Source organism: Corynebacterium freneyi (assembly GCF_030408835.1).
Taxonomy (GTDB): Bacteria; Actinomycetota; Actinomycetes; order Mycobacteriales; family Mycobacteriaceae; genus Corynebacterium; species Corynebacterium freneyi.
This window is the reverse complement of sequence record NZ_CP047357.1, coordinates 1,793,756-1,815,194: the sequence shown is the minus strand read 5'-3', so window position 1 is coordinate 1,815,194 and position 21,439 is coordinate 1,793,756. Positions and strand designations below refer to the sequence as shown.

Annotated in this window: 21 protein-coding genes; 18 read left to right on the top strand and 3 right to left on the bottom strand. The window is 70.7% G+C overall.

What is annotated here, in order from left to right:
- Nucleotides 1-29: 29 nt before the first annotated feature.
- Both CFREN_RS08095 and CFREN_RS08090 read right to left on the bottom strand, forming a co-directional pair.
- A complete protein-coding gene (locus CFREN_RS08095; RefSeq protein ID WP_209652666.1) occupies nucleotides 30-1,616 on the bottom strand; it encodes a hypothetical protein in 1,587 nt (528 codons plus the stop codon).
- 41 nt (nucleotides 1,617-1,657) lie between these two features.
- The gene (locus tag CFREN_RS08090; RefSeq protein WP_209652668.1) at nucleotides 1,658-2,623 is read right to left on the bottom strand and encodes a hypothetical protein; all 966 of its coding nucleotides are present in this window, start codon (nucleotides 2,621-2,623) and stop codon (nucleotides 1,658-1,660) included.
- Between the two features lie 194 nt (nucleotides 2,624-2,817).
- On the opposite strand from CFREN_RS08090, the gene hisD reads away from it, so the two are divergent.
- From hisD to CFREN_RS08060, 6 genes are all read left to right on the top strand, one after another.
- Nucleotides 2,818-4,149, top strand: coding sequence for a histidinol dehydrogenase (hisD, locus tag CFREN_RS08085; protein ID WP_209654611.1), 1,332 nt, complete (start codon nucleotides 2,818-2,820; stop codon nucleotides 4,147-4,149).
- Entirely contained in the window at nucleotides 4,146-5,318 is a 1,173-nt protein-coding gene (locus CFREN_RS08080) for a histidinol-phosphate transaminase (protein WP_209652670.1), read from the top strand. Before hisD ends, CFREN_RS08080 begins: the two co-directional genes overlap by 4 nt.
- 9 nt (nucleotides 5,319-5,327) lie before the next feature.
- Nucleotides 5,328-5,951, top strand: coding sequence for an imidazoleglycerol-phosphate dehydratase HisB (hisB, locus tag CFREN_RS08075; RefSeq protein WP_209652672.1), 624 nt, complete (start codon nucleotides 5,328-5,330; stop codon nucleotides 5,949-5,951).
- Nucleotides 5,948-6,121, top strand: a complete 174-nt coding sequence (locus tag CFREN_RS08070) for a hypothetical protein (protein ID WP_198028681.1) — start codon at nucleotides 5,948-5,950, stop codon at nucleotides 6,119-6,121. Before hisB ends, CFREN_RS08070 begins: the two co-directional genes overlap by 4 nt.
- A gap of 110 nt (nucleotides 6,122-6,231) precedes the next feature.
- Nucleotides 6,232-7,578, top strand: a complete 1,347-nt coding sequence (locus CFREN_RS08065; RefSeq protein WP_244979513.1) for an MFS transporter — start codon at nucleotides 6,232-6,234, stop codon at nucleotides 7,576-7,578.
- Nucleotides 7,579-7,590: 12 nt separating this feature from the next.
- Complete coding sequence (locus tag CFREN_RS08060; protein ID WP_239252148.1) at nucleotides 7,591-8,790, top strand: MFS transporter; 1,200 nt, start codon at nucleotides 7,591-7,593, stop codon at nucleotides 8,788-8,790.
- Nucleotides 8,791-8,835: 45 nt separating this feature from the next.
- On the opposite strand, the gene CFREN_RS08055 is transcribed toward CFREN_RS08060, so the two are convergent.
- A complete protein-coding gene (locus CFREN_RS08055; RefSeq protein WP_209652674.1) occupies nucleotides 8,836-9,474 on the bottom strand; it encodes an arsenate-mycothiol transferase ArsC in 639 nt (212 codons plus the stop codon).
- A gap of 218 nt (nucleotides 9,475-9,692) precedes the next feature.
- Between CFREN_RS08055 and hisH the strand changes: the two genes are divergently transcribed.
- From hisH to pyk, 12 genes are all read left to right on the top strand, one after another.
- On the top strand, nucleotides 9,693-10,367 hold the full coding sequence (hisH, locus tag CFREN_RS08050; protein WP_209652677.1) for an imidazole glycerol phosphate synthase subunit HisH: 675 nt from the start codon (nucleotides 9,693-9,695) through the stop codon (nucleotides 10,365-10,367).
- A 152-nt stretch (nucleotides 10,368-10,519) separates the two neighbouring features.
- Nucleotides 10,520-11,254, top strand: a complete 735-nt coding sequence (gene priA / locus CFREN_RS08045) for a bifunctional 1-(5-phosphoribosyl)-5-((5-phosphoribosylamino)methylideneamino)imidazole-4-carboxamide isomerase/phosphoribosylanthranilate isomerase PriA (protein WP_070520486.1) — start codon at nucleotides 10,520-10,522, stop codon at nucleotides 11,252-11,254.
- Between the two features lie 76 nt (nucleotides 11,255-11,330).
- Nucleotides 11,331-12,149 carry an inositol monophosphatase family protein gene (locus CFREN_RS08040; RefSeq protein ID WP_209652679.1) on the top strand — a complete coding sequence of 273 codons (819 nt, stop codon included), beginning with the start codon at nucleotides 11,331-11,333 and terminating at the stop codon, nucleotides 12,147-12,149.
- A 52-nt stretch (nucleotides 12,150-12,201) separates the two neighbouring features.
- The gene (hisF, locus tag CFREN_RS08035) at nucleotides 12,202-12,978 is read left to right on the top strand and encodes an imidazole glycerol phosphate synthase subunit HisF (protein WP_035122541.1); all 777 of its coding nucleotides are present in this window, start codon (nucleotides 12,202-12,204) and stop codon (nucleotides 12,976-12,978) included.
- A complete protein-coding gene (gene hisI / locus CFREN_RS08030; protein ID WP_070520480.1) occupies nucleotides 12,975-13,379 on the top strand; it encodes a phosphoribosyl-AMP cyclohydrolase in 405 nt (134 codons plus the stop codon). The genes hisF and hisI overlap by 4 nt, the downstream gene beginning before the upstream one ends.
- A 92-nt stretch (nucleotides 13,380-13,471) precedes the next feature.
- Complete coding sequence (locus CFREN_RS08025; protein ID WP_209652681.1) at nucleotides 13,472-15,055, top strand: anthranilate synthase component I; 1,584 nt, start codon at nucleotides 13,472-13,474, stop codon at nucleotides 15,053-15,055.
- On the top strand, nucleotides 15,045-15,803 hold the full coding sequence (locus tag CFREN_RS08020) for a TIGR02234 family membrane protein (RefSeq protein ID WP_070520474.1): 759 nt from the start codon (nucleotides 15,045-15,047) through the stop codon (nucleotides 15,801-15,803). Before CFREN_RS08025 ends, CFREN_RS08020 begins: the two co-directional genes overlap by 11 nt.
- Before the next feature lie 138 nt (nucleotides 15,804-15,941).
- Nucleotides 15,942-16,745, top strand: a complete 804-nt coding sequence (trpC, locus tag CFREN_RS08015) for an indole-3-glycerol phosphate synthase TrpC (RefSeq protein ID WP_070520472.1) — start codon at nucleotides 15,942-15,944, stop codon at nucleotides 16,743-16,745.
- A gap of 42 nt (nucleotides 16,746-16,787) precedes the next feature.
- Nucleotides 16,788-18,185 (top strand): tryptophan synthase subunit beta, encoded by a 1,398-nt coding sequence (gene trpB, locus CFREN_RS08010; protein WP_083291291.1) that lies wholly within the window; start codon nucleotides 16,788-16,790, stop codon nucleotides 18,183-18,185.
- Nucleotides 18,182-18,967, top strand: a complete 786-nt coding sequence (gene trpA, locus CFREN_RS08005) for a tryptophan synthase subunit alpha (protein ID WP_070520470.1) — start codon at nucleotides 18,182-18,184, stop codon at nucleotides 18,965-18,967. Before trpB ends, trpA begins: the two co-directional genes overlap by 4 nt.
- On the top strand, nucleotides 18,964-19,863 hold the full coding sequence (gene lgt / locus CFREN_RS08000) for a prolipoprotein diacylglyceryl transferase (RefSeq protein WP_209652683.1): 900 nt from the start codon (nucleotides 18,964-18,966) through the stop codon (nucleotides 19,861-19,863). The genes trpA and lgt overlap by 4 nt, the downstream gene beginning before the upstream one ends.
- Nucleotides 19,864-19,873: 10 nt before the next feature.
- On the top strand, nucleotides 19,874-21,295 hold the full coding sequence (pyk, locus tag CFREN_RS07995) for a pyruvate kinase (RefSeq protein WP_070520549.1): 1,422 nt from the start codon (nucleotides 19,874-19,876) through the stop codon (nucleotides 21,293-21,295).
- The last annotated feature ends 144 nt before the right edge of the window (nucleotides 21,296-21,439 follow it).

Below are 21,439 nucleotides of genomic sequence, written 5' to 3'. Positions count from 1 at the left end.
GATCCTACCGGCCCCGGTCCACCGCCGGATCACTCCATCAGGACGGCCAGCGCCTCGCGCACCGGGTGACCCGCCCAGGCGTCGCCGGGCAACAATTCGGCGATGCGCCCGGCGTAACGGCGGGCCCCGGAGGCGTCGTCGCGGTCGAGGCAGCAGCGCACGCCGGTGAGCAACGCCCGGGCGGCCTCCTCGCCGTCGCCGGCTTCGAGGTACCCGGCCGCGGCGGTGTCCACGTGGCCCAGCGCCAGGTCCTCGCGCGACGACGCCCAGTAGACGTAGGCGAGGTCGTCGTGCCAATCGGCGATGGCCCAACCGTCGGTGATGAGGTCCCGGGCGGCGACCATGAGGTCCTCCGCGCGGTCGGGGTCGGCGTGGACCGCGCTGCGGGCGGCCTGCCGCAACGCCCGCGACGCCCCTTCGCCGTCGCCGAGGCGCCCCAGGTGTTCGGCGTGCTCGACGAGCAGATCCGCCGCCCGCCCCGCGTCACCGGACCTGCCCGCGGCGGTGGCGGCGATGGTGAATGCCGCGTCGGTGCGTTCCTCGTCGCTGGTCAACGACGACCACTGGGCCACCGGCACCGCGTGCGACAGGGCGGCGTCGTCGTCGCCGGAGTCGAGCAGCGACCGGGCCAGGATCAGCCGCAGGTCCATCACCAGACCGTTGACGGGCATGCCCGACGCCGCGTCGAGCGCCGCCGCGGCCAGTTCGGCGGCCCGGGCGTAGTCGCCGTCGGAGTTGAGCAGCGCCGACAGCAGCCGCACCGACCGCAGCGTGCCCACCACGAGGTCGTACTCGAGGCCGACCTCGACGACGGGCGTCAGCTGGCGCACCGCCTCGGCCGGCTCCTCGGCCTCCAGCGACAGGTGCGACAGCATCTGCCGGGCCTCGATGGTGCTGGTCACCGGTTCGGACGCGGGGGAGTCGGCCACCGCGGCGCACATCTTGGCCGACGTCACGAGGTCACCGCGGCCATGGGCGACCTGCGCCTCCAACAGCCGCCGGTCGTCGTCGCCGGTGCGCGGCGGGGCGTACTCGGCCGACCACCGGGACAGCGCCTGCGCCAGATCCGGGCGCCGCGCCAGCGATGCCGACGCCCCGGCCACCGCGGCCGACAACGCGAATTGGTACGCCTCGGGTCCGCTGGGCCGCAGATCCAGGATGTCGCGGGTCAACGAGGTCAGCTGCGGCACGTCGGCGTCGGCGGGGCGACCGCCGGCCGGGTGGGCGTCGATGTACTTCTCCGCCTCGGCGAAGGCGCCGAAGGACCGGGCATGAAACGCCGCGGCCGGCCGGTTGGTGCGGATCGCCCAATCGAGCCATTCGCGGCGCGCCTCCTCGGCTTCGTCGGCCAGCTCGAGCTGATCCGCCGTGGCGTGGCGCAGGGCGTAAAACTCGCCGAGGAGCTCCTCGGACACCCCGTCGGCGTCGTCAAGCCAATGATCCCGGGCGAACGCGGTCACCGCCCGCCAACTGGACACGTGGTCCAGGGTGCGGGCCGCGGTGCGCGAAAACTCCAGCAGATCCGGCAATTCGGACGGAACGGCGGGCGGATCGGAAACGGGGCGCCGGGCCGGAATCGGGGCCGACGCGTCAAGAGATTCATCCCACCAGGTCATTCGGCCATTGTGGGGCCGGGGCGACCGGGAAAGCAAAGCGGCTATCGCGCCGCCGCGGAAACCTCCGCCAGCGCCGGCGACTCGGGGAAGCCCTCGGCGGCGGCCAACGCGGCCTTGGCCAGGGCCCGACGCTCGCGCGTGCGATCCAGACGATCGAGCACCGGCGCGGCCAGACGGGCGGCGGCGACGAAATCGAGGGTCAGGCCCGCCGCCTGCGCCGCATCGGCGACCATGCCCAACATGCGGGCGGCCGTTTCGTCCTGGCGCGCATCGATGGAGTACAGCGCCAGCTCGCGGCGAAAATCGATGACGGCGGTGACCGGCTCGCCCACCGGATCTGCCGCAGCCGCCGCGCACAGGCGGGCCGCGGCGGGCAAATCCCCGATGGCGTGGAGACGACGGGCGTCGATGAGCGTCACCGCGTCGGACAGGTTCTCCGCACCCGCAGCCTCCGACTGATCGCGCAACCAATTGGCCAGCGGCTCGGCGATGTCGGGGCGGCGCACCATCGTCGCCGCGGCCTCCGTCTGCAGCATCGCGTCGACGAGGAACGGGTCGGCCGGTTCCGTCGCCGGGCGCGGCTCGCCCTCGCGGCCGGGCAGACCCCGCACGATCCGGGCCAGCAGGGGAATGTCGGACACGTCGGCGCCGGCGGAACCGTCGTCGACGAAACGCAACCACCGGTTCGCCTCGTCGACGGCCAAGCGGGAGCGGGCGCGCAGCTCCTGGGCGTTGTTCTGCTTCGTCATCGCCCATCCGGTCCACGCCATCGCCGCCGAATGCGCGGCTTCCTCCATGTCGAGCGCCTCGGCCACCGATCGCCGAAGCCCGTGGTAGGCGCCGTGCAGGTCCTCGTCGAGATCCTCCGGGGGCGTCGCGACGGCCGCGTGACCCGAGGCGGCGAACTCCGCCGCGGCCAGACGGGCGGCACGCGGATCGCCGTCCCATGCGGCGGATAGCGCGCGGCGCGCCAACTCTGCGAGGTCTCTGCCATCGGTCCTGGACATGCGGATGATTGTGGCGGATCGTCCGGCCCGAGCGCAACGGAAAACGGAAGATCCGGAAAAGATCGGGCGAGACGGCCGGCCCCCGGGGAGTGCGGGCGCGGCCCGCTCCCGGGGCGCCCGCGACCGGCAACTATGATGAATGCCGTCCCCAGACCAAGCACATGAGCACTTCCCGAAAGGTGGCGTCTGCCCCGATGCTGTCCACCATTGACCTGCGCGGTCGCGTCCCCTCCACCGCCGAACTGCGCCGGGCGCTGCCCCGCGGTTCCGCCGACGTCGATTCGATGCTGCCGACCGTCCGCCCCGTCGTGGAGGACGTCGCGGCCAACGGCGCGGAAGCGGCGATGCGGTACTCGGAGAAGTTCGACGGCATCCGGCCGGAGTCCCTCGTCGTCCCCGCCGAGGTCATCGCCGACGCCCTCGCGGGACTGGACGCCGACGTCCGCGCCGCCCTGGAGGAATCCATCGCGCGCATCCGCACGTTCCACGAGGCCCAGAAGCCGTCCGACGTCTCCGTCGACGTCGTGCCCGGCGGCGTGGTCAAGGAGAAGTGGATCCCCGTCCGCCGCGTCGGCCTGTACGTGCCCGGCGGCAACGCCGTCTACCCGTCGAGCGTGCTCATGAACGTCATCCCGGCGCTGGCCGCCGGCGTCGAGTCGCTGGTGGTCGCCTCGCCGCCGCAGGCCGACTTCGGCGGATGGCCGCACCCGACCATCCTCGCCGCCTGCGCCCTGCTCGGCGTCACCGAGGTGTGGGCCGTCGGCGGCGGCCAGGCCGTGGCGCTGCTGTCCTACGGCGACGAGTCCGCCGGCCTCGAGCCCGTCGACATGGTCACCGGCCCCGGCAACATCTTCGTCACCGCCGCCAAGCGCCTGTGCCGTTCCGTCGTGGGCATCGACTCCGAGGCCGGCCCGACGGAGATCGCGATCCTGGCCGACTCCACCGCCGACCCCGTGGCCGTGGCCTACGACCTCATCTCCCAGGCCGAGCACGACGTCATGGCGGCGTCGGTGCTCATCACCGACTCCGTCGAACTCGCCGAGGCCGTCGACCGCGAGGTGGAGGCCCGCTACGGAATCACCCTCAACGCAGACCGCGTCAAGGAGGCGCTGGAGGGCCCGCAGTCCGGCATCGTCCTCGTCGACGACATGGAGGTCGGCCTCAAGGTCGCCGACGCCTACGCCGCCGAGCACCTGGAAATCCACACCGTCGACGCCGCCGCGATGGCCGATCGCGTCACCAACGCCGGCGCGATCTTCGTGGGCAACTTCTCCCCGGTGCCGCTGGGCGACTACTCCGCCGGCTCCAACCACGTGCTGCCGACGTCGGGCACCGCCCGCCATTCCTCGGGCCTGTCCACCCACACGTTCCTCAAGGCCGTCCACGTCGTCGAGTACGACGAGGCCGCGCTCAAGGGCGTCGCCGATACGGTGGTGGCGCTGGCCGACGCCGAACGCTTGCCCGCCCACGGCGAGGCGATCCGCGCCCGCTTCGAAGACCCGGCGGCCGCCGCGGAGAACCGATGAGCGTCGCAAAGCACGACGAAGACGAAACGACCACCGGAGGAGAATCGTTGAAGGACACCGGAATCACCCTGGCCGACCTGCCGCTTCGCGACGAACTGCGCGGCGAAGAGGCCTACGGGGCGCCGCAACTCGACGTCGACGTCCGGCTCAACACCAACGAAAACCCCTACCCGCCGTCGGATGCGCTGATCGACGAACTCGTCGGGGAGATCGGCAAGGTCGCCTCGGACCTCAACCGCTACCCGGAACGCGACGCCGTCGTCCTGCGTCGGGCCCTGGCCGACTACGTCACCGCCCGCACCGGCGTCGACGTCGGCGAAGCCAACCTGTGGGCCGCCAACGGTTCCAACGAGATCCTGCAGCAGCTGCTCCAGGCGTTCGGCGGACCCGGCCGCACGGCGATGGGCTTCACCCCGAGCTACTCCATGCACCCCATCCTGGCGGCGGGCACCCAAACGGAGTTCCTCGCCGTCCCGCGCGACCCCGCGACGTTCGACATCGACATGGAGCAGTCGCTGGCCGCGATCCGAACGCACCGGCCCGACGTCATCTTCGTCACCTCGCCGAACAACCCCACCGGCAACCTCACGCCGATGGCGGACCTGCGGGCCATCCTCGACGCCGCGCCGGGCATCGTCATCGTCGACGAGGCGTACGCCGAGTTCACCGACGAGCCTTCGGCCGTCGGCCTCATCGCCGAGTACCCGGCCAAGCTGGTGGTCAGCCGCACCATGAGCAAGGCTTTCGATTTCGCCGGCGGCCGCCTCGGCTACTTCGTCGCCGACCCCGCCTTCGTCGACGCGGTTCTGCTGGTGCGCCTGCCGTACCACCTGTCCACGCTGACGCAGGCCGCGGCGACCGTCGCCCTGCGCCACGCCACCGAGACCCTCGGCACCGTCGACAAGCTCGCCGCGGAACGCGACCGGGTCGTCGACCGGCTGGAGGAGCTGGGCTACGACGTCATCGAATCACACGCAAACTTCGTGTTTTTCGGGCTTTTCGACGACGCGGCCACCGCATGGAACGACTTCCTCGAGCGTGGCGTGCTCATCCGCGACGTCGGGGTGCCCGGTCGTCTGCGCGCCACCATCGGCCTGCCGCCGGAAAACGACGCCCTGCTCGACGCCGCCGAAGCCGTCATCGCCGCCACCGACAACCAGGAGAAGTGACGTAGAACAATGACCGATCCCACCCACCGCGACAAGCCCCGCATCGGCACCGTCGAGCGCGCGACCCGCGAGTCCTCCATCGTGTGCACCGTCGACCTCGACGGCACCGGCCAGGCCGACATCGATACCGGCCTGCCGTTTTTCGACCACATGCTCACCGCGCTGACGGCGCACGGCAGCTTCGACATCAAGCTCCACGCCAACGGCGACACCGACGTCGACGCCCACCACACCGTCGAGGACACCGGCATCGTCCTGGGGCAGGCGTTCGCGCAGGCCCTCGGCGACAAGTCCGGCATCCGCCGCTTCGCCGACGCCTACATCCCCATGGATGAAACGCTGGCCCACGCCGTCGTCGACGTGTCGGGCCGCCCGTACTTCGTCATCACCGGCGAGCCGGACCAGATGCTCACCGCCGTCATCGGCGGCCACTACGCCACGGTGATCAACGAGCACTTCTTCGAGTCCTTCGCCCTCAACGCGCGGATTGCCCTTCACGTCCGCTGCCTGTACGGTCGCGATCCTCACCACATCACCGAAGCCGAGTACAAGGCGGTGGCCCGCGCCCTGCGCGCGGCGTGCGAGCCCGATCCCCGAGTCAAGGGCATCCCGTCGACGAAGGGAACGCTGTGAGCGCGACGGACCTGTCCACCATTTTCCTGTTCATCCTCGCCGGTCTGCTGGTCGGCGGCGCCTGGTCCGCCTACCAGGCCGGGTCGAGGGTGGGCACGATCGTGCTCGGCTTCCTCGCCGTGCTGGCGCTGGCCGGCGCGATCCTGTGGCTGATCGGCGAGATGGGCTGACGGCGACGACGTCGCCGACGATTTCGATGACCATGACCATGACGTGAGGCACCGGCCTGCGCCGGTGGCCGATGCCGGCGCAACACCGGAGGAAGGGGAGATGAGCTGACATGACGCAACGGGCGCAGGCCGCCGGGGGCTCCACGGAAATCGACTCGATGTGGAAGGCACCCGGGCTCGTCCCCACTCTGGTGGCGGTGCTGGCGGCGTTCGGCGGTTGGTCGCTGCTGCTGCCGGTGATCCCGCAGGCGATCCTCGACGACGGCCGCGGCACGGGCCTGGCCGGCGCGTACACGGGCGTGTTCATGGCTGCGACGGTGCTCACGCAGACGCAGACGCCGAGGATGCTGCGCAAGTACGGCTATCAGGCGACGATGTTCGTCTCCGGCCTGCTGCTGGGCCTGCCGACGTTCTTCCACTTGTTCGGCACCGACGCCGCCCTGGTCCTGGCCATCGCGGTGGTGCGGGGCATGGGCTTCGGGGCACTGACGGTCGCGGAGTCGGCGTTGATCGCCGAGCTGGTGCCCCTGAAGTTCCTGGGCAAGGCGTCGGGCACCCTCGGCGTGGCCGTGGGCGTCGCAGAGTTGACGTGCCTGCCGCTGGGTCTGGCCATCGCGCATTGGACGGGCAGCTACCAGTGGGTGTACGTCCTGGGCGGCATCATTTCGCTGGTGGGTTCGGCGATGGCGCTGTTGATCCCCAAGATCAAGGCCGCCGCCAAGCAGGATCGCCGCGGGAAGAAGTCGTGGGGAGGCGCCGAGCTGCCCGCCCGCGATCCGGGTCCGGCGGCGCCGGTGCCCACGTGGAAGCTCGTGGCGGTGCCGGCGTTGGCGATGGCCACCACGGCGATGGGCTTCGGCGGCATTTCGGCGTTCCTGGCCCCGGCGGCGCAGGAGATCGACCTCGTCGCCGGCGCGTTCGTCGCCGGCGGGGCGTTGTCGGTGATGGGCGGCTCCCAGATGGTTTTCCGGTACATCGCGGGCGTGTGGGCGGACCGCAAGGGCCGGGCGGGCACGCTGCTCATCGGGGCGCTGACCGCCGGCGTGCTGGGTCTGGCGTTCATCGCGCTGGTGGTGTCCGCCGGCTGGTCCGCGTGGTGGCTGCTGGGTGCGGCCGCGTTCTACGGCGCCGGGTTCGGCATCGTGCAGAACGAGGCACTGCTGCTCATGTTCGCCCGTTTGCCGCGCGAGCGCACCGCCGAGGCCAGCGCCTACTGGAACATGGCGTTCGACTCGGGCACGGGTTTGGGGTCGTTCATCCTGGGCCTCGTCGCGGGCGTGGCGCTGCAGCCGTATCCGGCGGTGTTCGTCGCCGCCGCGGGGCTGATGGCGCTGGGTCTCATCGCGGCGATCCTCGACCAGGTCATCGGCGCGCATCGCGTGGCCGAGATCCACAACACCCGTGCGACGCTGCGCAAGTTGGGCGGTGCCGTCGTCAAGCCGCGCCGCAGGGGCTGACCCGTGGCCGTGATGAGCCGGGGCTTCGCCGGCACGTCGCTGATGTTCTCGTCGAATGGCGCGATCTTCGCCTCGCTGCTTCCGTGGTACCCGACGCTGGTCGAGGAATGGGGCCTGACGGACCTGCAGTTCGGGTTCATCGTCGCCGCCATGCCGGTGGGCTCGCTGGTGTCGTCGGCGCTTCCCGCGCGGGTCGTGTCGTGGCGCGGCCCGCTGTTCGCTTCGGTCGGCGGCACGCTGATCATGGCGGTGCTGATGACCCTGATCGGGCAGATCTCCGGCGGCCTCGCCCTGGCGGTGTTGCTGTTCGGGTTCGGCATCGTCGACGCCACCGCCGACGTGGGCCAGAACGTCGCCGGCACGCGCGTCCAGGATCGGGCGGGCAAGTCGATCATCTCCCGGCTGCACGCGTTCTGGAGCCTCGGCGCCGCGTCGGGAGGCGCCATCGCCACCTGGTCGGCGATGTCCGGCAACGACGTCGGGGTGCATCTGGCGGTGTCGTCGGCGGTGTGCCTGGCCATGGCGTCCCTCGGCGCGTGGCTGGTGGGGGACCGCGCCGCGCCGCTGCCGCGGGAGTTGCTTGACGACGCCCACCCGGATGCCGACGCCGCCACAACCGATTCCGCGCCGAAGCCGTCGGCGCTGCGATCGGCGTTGCTGGCGGTGCTGCCGTTGGCCGCGGTGGCGACGGCGGGCACGGCGGTGGAGGACCTCGGCCAGAACTGGGGAGGCTTGGCGGCCCACGAGCTGACCGGACTCGCCGCCGCATCGGCCGGCATCGCCTACGCGGCGTTCCTGTCGTCGCAGACGCTGGGCCGGTTCCTCGGCGACGCGTTCATCGACCGTTGCGGTCGGGCACGGGTCGCCGGTGCCGGTGGCGTGCTCATCGCGGTCGGCGGCGTGCTCGTCCTCGTCGGCGGTGCGGCGTCGTCCCCGGTGGTTCTCCTCGGCGGGTTCGCGTTGGCCGGATTCGGCTGCGCCACGCTGGTGCCCTCCGCGTTCGCGGCGGCGGCCGCGCTGCCCGGGGTGTCCGACGGCGCCGGCGTCACTCTCGTCGGGTGGATGATGCGCATGGGATTCCTGGTCACCAGCCCCGCCATCGGCGTCGCGGCGACCGGAATCGGGCTGCAGTGGGCGTTGGGCCTGCTGCTGGTGCTCGGCGTCGTGGCGGCCGCATGTTCGCCGGCGCTGAATGTGCGGACCAGGGCGTGAGCCCGTCGGGCCGCCGTCGTAAAGTGGTGCGCCCGCAGGAATGTTTTACGCGGACAGGGCCTCGTCGAAGCCCATGTCGGCGAGCAGCGCGCGCACATGGCGCTCGACGTCGTCGGCGATGGCGCGGACCTCCTCGATGGAGGCGTTCTCCGGATCGGCGATGTCCCACTCGACGTAACGGTCGCCCGGAATGTCGGGGCGCTCGTCGACGCCCAGGAGCACGACCACGTCGGCGCGGTGGACGGTGCGGGCGACGATTTCCGTCTGGTGCAGGTGATCGGCCGGGATGCCGCGCTCGGCGAGGACCTTCAAAACGGTCTCGTTGATGCCGCCGACCGGTTCCAGGCCCACGGTGCGGACGAAGATCCGGTCGCCGACGAGCCACGAGGTGATGGCCGTGGCGAGCTGGGAACGGCCGGAGTTGCGCTGGCAGACGAAGAGGATTTCCTCGCGGGGCTTCGGGTCGGCGACGCCGGCGTCGGCCGCCTGCTGTTCCAGCTTCTCGGACACGATGCGCTCCACGATGACGGGGAGGAAGGTGTCGACCGTGGCTCCGGCGGTGCGCTCGGCGATGGTGGCGTCCATGAGCGCGTCAATGTGGTCGGCGGTGTGGAGCGATCCGTAGAGGCGGTGCATGTCCTCGCGGACGATCTCGAACTGGCGGTTGAGCAGCGGGTTGGTCATCGGGGCCCCTTTCCCGGGAGGTCGTGTGCTTCTCTGCGCGCCCGGTGCCCGTCGGAGGGCGATTCAAGCGGTGCCGAGCTGCACAGATTGGCATGAAGTTAAATGAAAGTTAACCTGCCGTTAACCTTAGCATCTCTCAGGCGTCGTGCCTCCCGGTGGGGCGGCAGCGCGTCGGGGCGGTGCGGGGGAGAGGCGAAACGACCATTTATGATTCCCCCATGACCACCGTCGCAATCCTCGACTACGGCTCCGGCAATCTGCGCTCCGCCGAGCGCGCCGTGGCCTCCACCGGCGTGGACGTCGTCGTCACCGCCGAACCGGACATCGTCATGAACGCCGACGGGCTGCTCGTCCCCGGCGTCGGCGCCTACGCCGCCTGCATGGAGGGCCTCCACCGCGTGCAGGGCCCGCGCCTCATCGGCTCCCGGCTGGCCGGCGGTCGGCCCGTGTTCGGCATCTGCGTGGGCATGCAGGTGCTCTTCGACCGCGGCGTCGAGTACGCCGAGGGAATCCACGCCGACGAGGTCGACTCGTCGGCGCGCGCCGTCGGAACGCCCGGCTGCGGCGAATGGCCCGGCACCGTCGAACGTCTCGACGCCGCGATCCTGCCGCACATGGGCTGGAACACCGTCGACGTCCCCGGGGGCAGCGAGATGTTCCGCGGCATCGACGACGAGCGCTTCTACTTCGTGCACTCCTATGCCGCCCGCCGCTGGGAGCTCGACGCCGACTCCCGCATCGCCGCTCCGCTGGTGACCTGGACCACCCACGAAAACGACCGTTTCGTCTCCGCAGTGGAAAACGGCCCGCTGTGGGCCACCCAGTTCCACCCCGAAAAGTCCGGCGACGCGGGTCTGGCCCTGCTGCGCAACTGGGTCGACACTCTGCGCTGACCCGGCGCCGCGCCGCCCGGCCCCGGTCACCGTGCCGGGGCGCTCGCCTATACTTCACAACGGAACTTCGGGCGGACGTCGCCGATCATCGACGACGCCCGCCGAGTTGCACGCCGACATGACCACCGACTCCCGGGGAGCGATACACCGCCATGACCTTGACCCTCCTGCCCGCCGTTGACGTCGCCGATGGACAGGCCGTCCGCCTGGTCCAGGGTGCCGCGGGTTCCGAGACGCACTACGGTGCGCCGCTCGACGCCGCCATGAACTGGCAGAACGCCGGTGCGGAGTGGATTCACCTCGTCGACCTCGACGCCGCCTTCGGGCGTGGCTCGAACTACGAGCTGCTCAAGGACGTCGTCGGCAAGCTCGACATCGACGTCGAGCTGTCCGGCGGCATCCGCGACACCGAGTCACTCGAGGCGGCGCTGGCCACCGGCTGCCGTCGCGTCAACATCGGCACCGCCGCCCTGGAGAATCCGGAGTGGTGCAAGGAGATCATCGGCAGCTACGGCGATCGCGTCGCCATCGGCCTGGACGTCCGCCAGATCGAGGGCGAGTGGCGCCTGCGCGGCCGCGGTTGGGTTTCCGACGGCGGCGACCTGTGGGAGGTGCTCGAGCGTCTCGACTCCGAGGGTTGCAGCCGTTTCGTGGTCACCGACGTGTCCAAGGACGGCACCCTGGCCGGACCGAACCTGGATCTGCTTCGCGACGTCGCCGCGGCGACCGACGCCCCGATCGTCGCGTCCGGCGGAGTGAGCTCCCTGGCCGACGTCGAGGCCATCAAGACCCTCGTGTCCGAGGGCGTCGACTCCGCGATCATCGGCAAGGCGCTCTACGCCGGCCGGTTCACGCTGGAGGAGGCCCTGGCGGTGGCGCGCTCCTAGCGTCGGCCCACGCACATCGGCGCGACCAGCGCCAACCAACGACCAGCGCTCACCAACGCGGAAAGGTCACTCGACCATGGCGGATCTGGAACCCCGGGCCCTGCTGGCGATGGCGGAGGCGGCGGTCGACGAGGTCGAGGACCTCTTCACCGTCAACCTCGGCGCCGACCCTCTGGTGACCAAGGCCCGCGGCGACTTCGCCACGGAAATCGACCTGGCCATCGAGCGTCGTCTTCGCGAGCTGCTCCTGCACTTCACCGGGTTCCCCGTGCACGGCGAGGAGTACGGCGTGGGCGACGACGGGCCGACCCCCGACACCGTGTGGGTCGTCGATCCCATCGACGGCACCACCAACTATGCGGCGGGTTTCCCCATGTGCGCGATTCTCGTGGCGCTGGTGCACAAGGGCGAACCCATCGTGGCGCTGGCGTCGATGCCGCTGCTGGGCCGCCGTGTCACCGCGACACTGGGCGGCGGCACCCGCGTCAACGGCCGCGAGGTCCACATGGACCCCAAGTCCGGCCGTCCCGTGTCCATCGCCTTCGGTTCCGTCATCGCCCGCCACGACGGCACCTTCCCCCGCGACTGGCGGCAGCTGCTGCTGTCGGCGGTGGGGGACCGCTATCCGACGATCCGCATCTCCGGATCCGTCGGCGTCGATCTGGCCGCCACCGCCGCCGGGTCCTTCGGCGGAACGGTGACCTTTTCCCCGCACGTGTGGGACAACGCCGCGGGTGTGCTGCTCATCCGCGAAGCCGGCGGCGTGGTCACCGACCTGACCGGCGAGCCGTGGCGCGTCGGCTCCGTCGGCGTTCTCGCCGGCACGGAGGAGGTCCATGCGGGCCTGCTCCACATCATCCGCGGCCTGCTGCCGCCCACCGACTTCCGGGCCTGAGCCAAGCTCACGTCCGCACCAGCAGAATCACCACTACCAAGAGGAGAACCCCATGTCCGTCGCGATCCGCGTCATCCCCTGCCTGGACGTCAACGACGGCCGCGTGGTCAAGGGCGTCAACTTCGAAAACCTCCGTGACGCCGGCGACCCGGTCGAACTGGCGCGCCGCTACAACGAGGAGGGCGCCGACGAGCTGACCTTCCTCGACGTCACCGCCTCGAAGGACGGTCGCGGCACCATGCTCGACGTCGTGCGCCGCACCGCCGAGCAGGTTTTCATTCCGCTGACCGTCGGCGGCGGCGTCCGCAGCGTCGAGGACGTCGACCAGCTGCTGCGGGCGGGGGCGGACAAGGTCAGCGTCAACACCTCCGCCATCGCCCGTCCGGAGCTGCTTCGCGAGCTGTCGCAGCGTTTCGGCGCCCAGTGCATCGTCCTGTCCGTCGACGCCCGCCGCGTGCCCGAGGGAGGACAGCCCCAGCCCTCCGGTTTCGAGGTGACCACTCACGGCGGCTCGAAGTCCGCGGGCATCGACGCCGTCGAGTGGGCCCGTCGCGGCGAGGAGCTCGGCGTGGGCGAGATCCTGCTCAACTCCATGGACGGCGACGGCACGAAGGATGGCTTCGATCTGGAGCTGCTGCGCAAGGTTCGCGCCGCCGTCGACGTGCCGATCATCGCCTCCGGTGGCGCGGGCGCGGCCGAGCACTTCCCTCCGGCCGTCGACGCCGGCGCCGACGCGGTGCTGGCCGCGTCGATCTTCCACTTCGGCGAGGTTTCGATCCGCGAGGTCAAGGACGCCATGGCCGACGCCGGCATCGAGGTCCGTCGATGAGCGCGGATGCGGTGAACGGGCCGACGTTGACCGTCGGCACGCGAAACCCCGACGACCCGTCCACGTGGGATCTGGCCCCCGACCTGGCCGCCCGCCTCAAGCGCAACGACGTCGGCCTGGTGCCCGCGATCGTGCAGGAGGCCGGCACCGGCGAGGTGCTCATGCTGGCCTGGATGGACGACCATGCGCTGGCGTACACGCTGGGCACCCGCCGCGGCACGTACTGGTCGCGGTCGCGCGGCGAGTACTGGATCAAGGGCATGACGTCGGGGCATTTCCAGAAGGTCCTCCACGTCGCCCTGGACTGTGACCACGACACGGTCCTGGTCACCGTCGAGCAGACCGGCGCGGCCTGCCACACGGGCGCGCATTCCTGCTTCGACGTCGATCCGCTGATCTAGTCGGGCCGATTCCGGGACCGTCGACCGGGCGGCGCCGTCGGGGACCGGCCCGAGTCCCGTCCGGGCCGTCGCCGTTTGGCATGATGTGACCCATGACGCGAACCTCGACGCGAACTTCGATGACCTCCCGGGAGCGCTTCCGCGTCCTGGCGCGGGACCACCGCGTGGTGCCGGTGATCAAGCGGGTGCTGGCCGACGGCGAAACCGCCCTGTCCGCCTACCGCAAGCTCGCCGCCGACCGCCCCGGCACGTTCCTGCTGGAGTCGTCGGACGTGGGGCAGTCGTGGTCGCGCTGGTCGATGATCGGTTGTGGTTCGCGCACGGCGCTGACCGTCGTCGATGGTGAGGCCCGGTGGATCGGAACGGCTCCGAAGGGCGCGCCCGAGGGCGGCGATCCGCTCGTCGCGCTGCGCGAGACCCTGCGGCTGCTGCACAGCGAGCTTCCGCTTGACGACGCCGCCGTGGCGGCCGGTTCGGTGCCGCCGTTCACTTCCGGCCTGATGGGCTATTTCGGACACGACATCATCCGTTTCATCGAGCGCAAGCTGCCCGACACGTGCGTCGATGATCTCGACGTGCCGGAGATGGTGCAGCTGCTGGTCGAGGACCTCGCCGTCGTCGATCACCACGAGGGCGTGATGTGGCTGGTGGCCAACCAGATCAACTGGGACGGCTCCGATGAGCGCGTCGACGCCGCCTACGACGATGCCGTGTCCCGCATCGACGCGATGCTGGCCAAGCTCGCCGCACCGCTGTCGACGCCGCCGGCGGTGGTGGAGTTGCCGGAACCGGAGGTGCGTCGCCAGCGCACGCCCGAGGAACACATGCGGCGCATCGAGACGTGCAAGGAGCACATCCGCGCCGGCGACGCGTTCCAGATCGTGCTTTCGCAGCGCTTCGAGATGGACACCGACGCCACCGCGCTGGAGATCTACCGCATGCTGCGGATGACCAACCCCAGCCCGTACATGTTCCTGATCAACGTGCCCGACGAGTCGATGTCGGAGACGGCCTTCCAGATCGTGGGTTCCTCGCCGGAGTCGCTGGTGCAGGTGAAGGGGCGCCGCGTGGTCACCAATCCGATCGCCGGCACTCGCCCGCGCGGCGACGACGTCGAGGCGGACATCCTGCTGGAAAAGGAGCTGCTGGCCGACGAGAAGGAAAACAGCGAGCATCTCATGCTCGTCGACCTGGGCCGCAACGATCTCGGCCGCGTGTGCGAGCCGGGCACGGTGAAGGTCCACGACTTCCGTCACATCGAGCGGTACTCGCACGTCATGCACTTGGTGTCCACCGTCACGGGCACGCTGGCCGACGATGCCACGGCCGTCGACGCTTTCGCGGCGACGTTCCCGGCGGGCACGCTGTCGGGGGCTCCGAAGCCGAGCGCGCTGGCCATCATCGACCGGCTGGAGGACACCCGCCGCGGCGTGTACGGCGGTACGGTCGGCTACTTCGATTTCAGGGGCAACACCGACCAGGCCATCACCATCCGCAGCGGCCTGATCAAGGACGGCACGGTGTACGTGCAAGCCGGCGGCGGCATCGTCGCCGACTCCGACCCGGAGGCCGAAGACGCCGAGACCCGGAACAAGGCCGCGGCCGTGCTGCGCGCCGTCGCCGCCGCCGAGACCATCCGCGACGCCACGGGAAACGGGGGATCCGATGACCGATAAGTCCGCCGAGAAGAAGTCCGATCGCCGTCCCGGCATCGCGCTGCTGCTGACGCTCGCGTCGGCGGCGGGCCTGTGGCTGGCCGGACGCGCGGCATGGCTGACGGTGACCACGTTCGACGACAAGTCGGGCGAGGCGGTCAACGACCTCGTCGGCGCGACGTGGGCGCCGGAGTCCACCGCGCTGGCACTGGCCCTGGCCGCCGCCGTCGCCGCGACGCTGATCATGGGCGGCATCGGCCGGCGCATCGTCGGCGGCCTGGCCGCCGTCATCGCCGCCGCGGCCGCGTGGTCGCCGCTGCAGCTGCTCACCGCCGGCGCCGACCCCGAACGGGCGCTGGACCTGCTGTCGTCCGGTGCGGCGACCCAACGGGCCAACGCGCCGGTGACGGTGTCGGACTGGGCGCAGATCCAGGACCTGCAGATCCACAACCTGGGGCCCATCCTGTCCATCATCGCCGCAGCCCTGGGAGTGCTCGGCGGCGTGCTGCTGCTGGTGCGTCCCGGCGGACACGTCGCAAAGCGACGCTCCGGCGCGTACGAAACCCCGGAGGTCCGCCGCGAACGAGTCCGCGAGGACCTGTCCCACGAGCCCGAGTCGGGCCGCGTCCTGTGGGACGCGCTCGACGCGGGCGTGGACCCCACCGACATGGATGAGGTGGACGCGGAGGCGGCCGACGTGGACCCGACGGACGTGGACCCGACCGATGGGGACGCGACGAGCGGGAACGGGGACGCCGCGCGCGATTGACGACCCCGGGCCCGACGCCCGCGGCACCGACAGATAACATTCATCCGCAAACGATTCCGCGGATTCGACTGCGGATGCAACCGACTTCAGCGGACCCGCGGCACCGCCCGCCACGGGACCGAGACGAAGGGATTGACCATGGCAACGGTTCTCGACGACATCATCGCCGGCGTGCGCGAGGATTTGGCCGCCCGCGAGGCGAAGGTTCCCTACGAGGAGATCAAGGCCCGCTCGCTCGACGCCCCGCCGGCCCTCGACGCCGTCGCAGCGCTGTCGCGCCCGGGCGTGCAGGTCATCGCGGAGGTCAAGCGCGCCTCCCCGTCGAAGGGCGAACTGGCCGACATCCCCGAGCCCGCAGTGCTGGCCAAGCAGTACGCCGACAACGGCGCCGCCGTCATCTCCTGCCTCACCGAGGAGCGCCGTTTCCGCGGATCGCTGGCCGACCTCGACGCCGTGCGCGCGGCAGTGGACATCCCGGTGCTGCGCAAGGACTTCATCGTCACGCCGTACCAGGTCCACGAGGCCCGCGCCCACGGCGCCGACCTGGTGCTGCTGATGTGCTCCGCGCTGGACCAGCCGGCCCTGGAATCGCTGCTCGACCGCACCGAGTCGCTGGGCATGAACGCGCTGGTCGAGGCGCACACCGCCGAAGAAGTCGACCGTGCGCTCGCCGCCGGCGCGAAGATCCTGGGCATCAACGCCCGCAACCTCAAGACCCTCGACGTCGACATGGGCGTCTACGGGCAGCTGGGCCCGATGCTGCCGGATTCCGTGGTCAAGGTCGCCGAGTCGGGCGTCAAGGGGCCGGAGGACCTGCGGGCCTACGCCGACCAGGGCGCCGACTGCGTGCTCGTCGGCGAGGGCCTGGTCACCGCCGGCGATCCGGGCGAGGCCTGCCGCCGTCTCGTCGCCGCCGGGCAGCACCCCGCCTCGCGCGCGTAGCGACGACCCGGCCGGACCCCGGTGCCCGCGCATCGGGGTCCGATGCGTCACAATGGTCGGGTGAACGATCAGGATTTCAAGAAACAGGACGTCGCCGGCGGCCGTCTGCCCACGGTGGGCGAGGTCATTTCCCGGACCACCGACCATGAGCCCGATGAGCTGGGCCACTGGGGCCAGTGGGGCGGCACCTACATCCCCGAGGCCCTGATGTCCATCATCGGCGAAGTCACGGAGGGCTACGCCAAGGCCCGGGCCGACGAGGCCTTCCTGGCCGAGCTCGATCGCCTGCAGCGCGATTACACCGGCCGCCCGTCGCCGCTGTACCCGGCGGCCAAGTTCGGCGAGATGATCGGCGCGCAGGTGTGGCTCAAGCGCGAGGATCTCAACCACACGGGCAGCCACAAGATCAACAACGTGCTCGGCCAGGTGCTGCTGGCCAAGAACATGGGCAAGACCAAGATCATCGCCGAGACCGGCGCCGGCCAGCACGGAGTGGCCACCGCGACGGCGTGCGCGCTGCTGGGCCTGGAGTGCCGCATTTACATGGGGGCGGTCGATGCGGAGCGCCAGGCGCTCAACATCGCCCGCATGCGTCTGCTCGGCGCCGACGTCATCGAGGTGCAGATCGGTTCCCGCACCCTGAAGGACGCGATCAACGAGGCGATGCGCTACTGGGTCGCCAACGCCGACGACACGTACTACTGCTTCGGCACCGCCGCCGGCCCGCACCCGTTCCCGGCGATGGTCCGCGACTTTCAGCGCGTCATCGGCGCCGAGGCCCGTCAGCAGATCCTCGCCGCCACCGGCGAGCTGGCCGACGCCGTCATCGCGTGCGTCGGCGGCGGCTCCAACGCCATCGGTCTGTTCCACCACTTCATCGACGACGAGTCGGTCCGCCTCATCGGCGCCGAGGCCGCCGGCGACGGCATCGAGACCGGTCGCCACGCCGCCCCGATCTCCGCGGGCGGCAACCCGGGCGTCTTCCAGGGTTCCTTCGCGGCCCTCATGCAGGACGAGGACGGCCAGATCATCGAGTCGCACTCCATTTCCGCCGGCCTGGACTACCCGGGCGTCGGCCCGGAGCACTCCATGCTCGCCGACTCTGGCCGGGCGCAGTACGTTCCCATCACGGACACTCAGGCGATGGAGGCCTTCCGCGACCTGTCCCGCACCGAGGGCATCATCCCCGCCATCGAATCCGCGCATGCGGTCGCGGCGGCGCGGGTCGTCGCAGGGAAGCTTCGCGACGAGCTGGGCCGCGAGCCGGTCCTCATCGTCAACGTCTCCGGTCGGGGAGACAAGGACGTCGACACCGCGGCGCGGTGGTTCGACCTGCACCCGGAGTCCATCCGCACGCCCGCGCAGACCACCGGTCCGGACACCGCGGAGCACGAATTGAGCGACCAGCTGAGCGACGAGAAGAAGGAGCAGGGCAAGTGAGCCTCGCAGACGTTTTCGCCCGGGTGCGCGCGGAGGACCGCGCCGCCTTCATCGCGTACCTGCCCGCCGGGTACCCGACCGTCGAAGGGTCGATCGACGCCATCAACGCCGTGGTCGACGCCGGCGCCGACGTTATCGAGGTCGGCCTGCCGTACTCCGACCCGATGATGGACGGCCCGACGATCCAGGAGGCCGCCGACATCGCGCTCGACGCGGGGTTCCGCATCAAGGACCTCTTCCGCGTCGTCGGCGAGGTCACCGCCGCAGGCGGCAAGTGCGTGACCATGACGTACTGGAACCCGGTGCTGCAGTACGGTCCCGAAAAGTTCGCCGAGGACTTCGCCGCCGCCGGCGGCCTGGGCGCGATCATCCCGGACCTGATCCCGGAGGAGGCGGAACGCTGGCTCGCCGCGGCCGAGAAGCACGGGCTGGACACCATCTTCCTCGTCGCCCCGTCGTCGTCGAACGAGCGCATCGCGCTGACCACCGCGGCCTCCGGCGGATTCGTGTACGCCACCAGCCACATGGGCGTCACCGGCGCTCAGAAGGCCGTCGACTCGGCCGCCGGCGTGCTGGTTTCCCGCACCCGCGAATACACCGACCTGCCGGTGTGCGTCGGCCTGGGCGTGTCCAACGGTGAACAGGCCAAGGAGATCGCGGGCTTCGCCGACGGCGTCATCGTCGGCTCCGCCCTCATCAAGGCCGCGGCCGCCGGTCGCGACGATCTCGTCGCCCTGGCGAAGGAACTCGCCGCCGGCGTGCGGGCGGGGGAGCGGGCGTGACCGTCGACCTCCTGGCCAACATCCCCTCGCCCCCGCAGGGCGTGTGGCAGCTCGGGCCCATCCCGCTGCGCGGCTACGCGCTGTCGATCCTGGCCGGCATCATCATCGCCGTGCTGTGGTCCAAGCGCCGCTACGCCGATCGCGGCGGCAACCCGGAGATCGTCCTCGACGTGGCCATCGTGGCCATCCCGGCGGGCATCATCGGCGGCCGCATCTACCACGTGATGACGGACTGGCGGAAGTACTTCGGCGAGGGCGCCAACCCGTGGCAGGCGTTCAACATCACCGCCGGCGGCCTGGGCATCTGGGGCGCCGTCGCGTTGGGCACGGCGGCCGGCTGGCTGATGCTGAAGTACCGGAAGGTCCCCGTGGCACCGATGCTCGACGCGGTGGCCCCGACGATCATCCTCGCCCAGGGCATCGGCCGCCTGGGCAACTGGTTCAACCAGGAACTCTACGGCGGCCCCACCGACCTGCCGTGGGGCCTGGAGATCTACCGTCGCGTCGACGAAGCCGGCAATCCGGCCCCGGTCACCGGCACGTCGACCGGAGAGGTCCTCGCCGTCGTGCACCCGACGTTCCTCTACGAACTGGTGTGGAACGTCGCCATCTGCCTCCTGCTCGTCTGGCTCGACCGACGCTTCCGCCTCGGCGGCGGCCTCGTCTTCGCCCTCTACGTCGCCGGCTACACCCTCGGCCGCTTCTTCATCGAACTGATGCGCACCGACGCCGCCACCGAAGTCTTCGGCGGCCTGCGCATCAACACCGTCACCTCCACGGTGGTGTTCCTCATCGCATGCGCATTCGTCGTCGCACTGCGGAATCGACGTCGTGAAGCACCCGAAGAAGTGCGCGGCGGGGCGAGCCACGGCGCGGACGCCGCCGTAGAGGGCTAGGGTGGGGACCGTGCAAAGACGAACGAAGATCGTATGTACCCTCGGCCCGGCCGTCGCCTCCCTGGAAGGCATCACCGGGCTGGTCAACGCCGGCATGGACGTCGCCCGCCTGAACTTCTCCCACGGCGAGCACGAGGACCACGAGCAGAACTACCGCTGGGTCCGCGAAGCCTCCGACGCCACCGGTCACGCCGTCGGCGTCCTCGCCGACCTGCAGGGCCCCAAGATCCGACTCGGTCGCTTCGCCGAAGGCTCGACGTACTGGGCCGACGGCGAGGTCGTCCGCATCACCGTCGATGACGTCGAGGGCACCCACGACCGCGTGTCGACTACCTACAAGAACCTGGCCCAGGACGCCAAGCCCGGCGACCGCCTGCTCGTCGACGACGGCAAGGTCGGTCTGAAGTGCATCGGCGTCGAGGGCAACGACGTCATCTGCGAGGTCACCGAGGGCGGCCCCGTGTCCAACAACAAGGGCGTCTCCCTGCCCGGCATGGACATCTCCGTGCCGGCGCTGAGCGAAAAGGACGTCCGCGACCTGCGCTTCGCCCTGAACCTGGGCGTCGATTTCATCGCCCTGTCCTTCGTTCGCTCGCCGTCCGACGTCGAGCTCGTCCACGCCATCATGGACGAGGAGGGCCGCCGCGTCCCCGTCATCGCCAAGCTGGAGAAGCCGGAGGCCGTCGACGCGCTGGAGGCGATCATCCTGGCGTTCGACGCCGTCATGGTCGCCCGCGGCGACCTGGGCGTCGAGGTCCCGCTGGAGGACGTGCCGCTGGTGCAGAAGCGCGCGGTCCAGATCGCCCGCGAAAACGCCAAGCCGGTCATCGTCGCCACGCAGATGCTCGACTCGATGATCGTCAACTCCCGCCCGACCCGCGCCGAGGCCTCCGACGTCGCCAACGCCGTCCTCGACGGAGCCGACGCGGTCATGCTCTCCGGCGAGACATCGGTGGGCAAGTACCCGGAGACCACCGTGCGCACCATGGCCCGCATCGTCACCGCCGCCGAACGCGACGGCGAGGTGCCCGCACTGACGCACGTCCCGCGCACCAAGCGCGGCGTGATCTCCTACGCCGCCCGCGACATCGGCGAGCGCCTCAACGCCCGCGCCCTCGTCGCCTTCACCTCCTCGGGCGACACCGCCCGCCGCGTCGCCCGCCTGCATTCGCGCCTGCCGCTGCTGGTGTTCACCCCGCACCAGTCGGTGCGCTCGCAGCTGGCGCTGACCTGGGGCGCGGAGACGTTCCTCACCCGCGACGTCCGCACCACCGACGAAATGATGGCCACCGTCGACGAGGCGCTGCTGGCCATGCCGGAGTACCACTCCGGCGACATGATGGTCGTCGTCGCCGGCTCGCCCCCGGGCAACGAGGGCAACACGAACCTGGTCCACGTCCACATGCTCGGCGAGGACATCAAGGCGGAGTAGCCCCGTCTCCGGCGCGGGCGTCCCCACCCGAACGGGGCCGCGTCGGAGTCAACGGATCCGCCCCGGACCTGCACGGACCCGCCCGGACCCCACGTAGTCGACCCCGTCATGGCAGCCGAATCCGCTGCTGTGGCGGGGTCGTCC